This is a genomic window from Rubrivirga sp. (genome assembly GCF_049648075.1).
GTDB lineage: Bacteria > Bacteroidota > Rhodothermia > Rhodothermales > Rubricoccaceae > Rubrivirga.
The window spans coordinates 1-2,491 of sequence record NZ_JBARYR010000225.1; the positions used below are offsets into that span (position 1 = coordinate 1).

Here is a 2,491-nt window from a genome sequence, read left to right on the forward strand (position 1 = left end):
ATCGCGAGCGGCAGCGCCGCCAGCACGGTGCTCCGAACGGGGAGCGAGAGCGCCGCCGCGGGCCTGGTCACGCGCAGCACGCCCTCGAGGACGAGCGCGACGACGGTCCAAACCAGGACCGGGAGCCACAGGGCGTCGACGGACGCGCGGCCGAGATCGGCGAGCCAGGTGGGGTCAAACATCGGAGTCGTCCCCCAAGCCGTCGATCAGGCGGCGGATGTCGGCCTTCTCGTCGTCGCTCAGCGACTCGCGTTGCACGAGGGCCTGGACCAGGCTCGTGGACGAGCCGCCGAACACCTTGTCGAGCACGCCCGACAGGACGCTCGCGCGGACCTCCTCGGGCGAGCGCGCCGCGGAGTAGACGTAGGCCGTGCCCCGCGCTTGGAAGGTGAGGTAGCCCTTCTCGGCCAGGTTCTTCATGACCGTCATGACCGTCGTGTAGGCGACGCGGCGGCGCTGGGAGACGCGGTCGTGGACGTCGCGGGCCGTCGCCTGGCCCAGCGTCCAGACCTCGCGGAGCACCTCCATTTCGGTGCCGCCGAGAGGGAAGAGGGGGTTTCTCATGAGAGCGTTCGGAGTGTTAGTACTAAACATATAGTAGATGGGGACTCGGCACAAGTCTCCGCCGATCTTTTCTCTGCAATCCACCCGTACGCGTCCTCGAGGGCGATTCGTACATCGTCCTACCAGCCTCGAGAACGCCACTCGCCCTCGAGGGTGCCCCCCTTCGGCCCGCTGTCCCTGATCCCATCCTAGAGCAGACGCGACCCCTCTCTAGCGGCGGAGAGAGAGGCCCTCGAGGTCGAGATGTAGCATGGTCGGTCCGTCCTCGAGGTCGCCCCGAGCCCTGGCGATGCGATGGTCGTGGTACAACTCGGGGGCGGGGGGAGGGTAGCTTGGAGCCGCTGATTCCCTACTGTTTGTGGCCTCGAGCCGATCCGACCGATCCAACGACGACTGGCTCGAGGCTCTCGCCTCTGAGGGGCCTGAGCTGTCGGCGGCGCTCAACGACCTGCGCCCGATCCTGCTCCGGGCGCTCCACGTCACGCTGTCCCGCCGCGTCGACCGCGGAGCCGACTCGCTCGCGCAGGACCTGGTCCAAGACGCGCTCCTGCAAGTCCGCGACCGGGCCGGTCAATTTCGGGGCGACGCGCGGTTTACGACCTGGGCGCAAAAAGTGGCCGTCCACCTCGCACTGAGCGAGCTGCGTCGGAAGCGCTGGGAGGACGTCCCGCTCGACACACTCTTGGCCGAGCCGCCCCGTACCAAGGAGCCGGGCGCGGACGCCGTCCTCGAGGAGGCCGAGGCCGTCGGGATGGTCCGTCACCTGATCGCGACGGAGCTCACCGAGCGGCAGTCCCAAGCGCTCCAGGCCTACCTCGGTGGAATGCCGATGGACGAGGTCGCGAAACGCCTCGACACGAACCGGAACGCGCTCTACAAGTTGTTGCACGACGCCCGCCTGCGGCTGCGAAAGGCGTTCGAGGACCGCGGCCTGACGCCCGATGACCTCTTGAGCTCGTAAGTCCCGGCCACGTTACCGCGTCCGTCCGCCATGACCCTCTCTGTCGATAGCCTCCGAATGCTCGTCGCGAAGTCGCTCGCGACGTCGGACGAGGAGACGTCGTGCGGAGAGTGCGACCTCGAGGTCGACCGGTTTGCCGAGATGACGTTGGCCGGCCTCGATGCGGCGGAGGCGTTGCCCATCGTGGAGGAGCACCTGGCGGGGTGCCCGTGCTGCCGCGAGGAGTACGAGGCGCTGCTGGACGCGTTGCGTGCGGCGGAGCGCGCGGACCAGGCGTGGTGGCGCCGCTGGCGGTCGCGATCGAGGTAGGGAACGGCTTGGAACCGTTGACGTAACGGAGGGGCGCTCACCTTTCGCACATGGACACGCCCTCGCCGCTCGCGGACCTCGCCCTGTTGGCTCTGGTCGTCGCCCACGGCACCGACGGCGCCCTCGACCCCAGGGAGACGCACGAGATGGTCCACCAGCTCGACGTGATGTCGGGGTGGCTCGAGGAAGCGCACAGCAGCTCGGACCTGAGCGCGCTCGTTCAGCAGGCGGTCCGGGCGTACGGGGACGTCCGCGTGGTCGGCCTCGACGACGTGGTGGCCCGGGTCCGTGACACGCTCTCGCTCGACGACCGCGCTCGGGCGCACGCGTCCCTGGTCGAGGTCGCCGACGCCGACGGCACGCTCCACACGATGGAGAAGACGTTCTTGCGCCACGTCGCTGAGGCCTGGGGGCTGGACTAGGCAGCGCGTCGGTCCTCGGCCTCGAGGACACGGTCCACGGACTCAGTGACGCTCCGACCTCGAGGTCGGGAAAGGGGTGGAAATCGCGGCCGGGTCGATGCACCTTCGAGGTCGAACAGCTTTCTGCGCTCGTGATCCATCGCCGCCGCTTTCTCGCCTCTGCCGGTGCCATCGCCGTCGGGACCGCCGTCCCGTCCGCGGCCCTTCCGGCCCCGCTCGCCGCCCACGGCTTGGA

Annotated in this window: 5 protein-coding genes; 3 read left to right on the top strand and 2 right to left on the bottom strand. The window is 69.0% G+C overall.

What is annotated here, in order from left to right:
• Window positions 1-182: hypothetical protein (locus tag WBA11_RS06590; protein ID WP_424519909.1), on the bottom strand; the 182-nt coding region annotated here is incomplete at its 3' end.
• The gene (locus WBA11_RS06595) at window positions 175-564 is read right to left on the bottom strand and encodes a BlaI/MecI/CopY family transcriptional regulator (protein WP_424519910.1); all 390 of its coding nucleotides are present in this window, start codon (window positions 562-564) and stop codon (window positions 175-177) included. The genes WBA11_RS06590 and WBA11_RS06595, both read right to left, overlap by 8 nt.
• 358 nt (window positions 565-922) lie before the next feature.
• Here WBA11_RS06595 and WBA11_RS06600 point away from each other — a divergent pair, with 358 nt between their 5' ends.
• From WBA11_RS06600 to WBA11_RS06610, 3 genes are read left to right on the top strand one after another with little or no spacing between them, the layout of a single operon-like run.
• Entirely contained in the window at window positions 923-1,525 is a 603-nt protein-coding gene (locus WBA11_RS06600) for an RNA polymerase sigma factor (RefSeq protein WP_424519911.1), read from the top strand.
• 30 nt (window positions 1,526-1,555) lie between these two features.
• Window positions 1,556-1,834, top strand: coding sequence for a hypothetical protein (locus WBA11_RS06605; protein WP_424519912.1), 279 nt, complete (start codon window positions 1,556-1,558; stop codon window positions 1,832-1,834).
• A 50-nt stretch (window positions 1,835-1,884) separates the two neighbouring features.
• Window positions 1,885-2,256, top strand: a complete 372-nt coding sequence (locus WBA11_RS06610; protein ID WP_424519913.1) for a TerB family tellurite resistance protein — start codon at window positions 1,885-1,887, stop codon at window positions 2,254-2,256.
• Window positions 2,257-2,491: the final 235 nt, after the last annotated feature.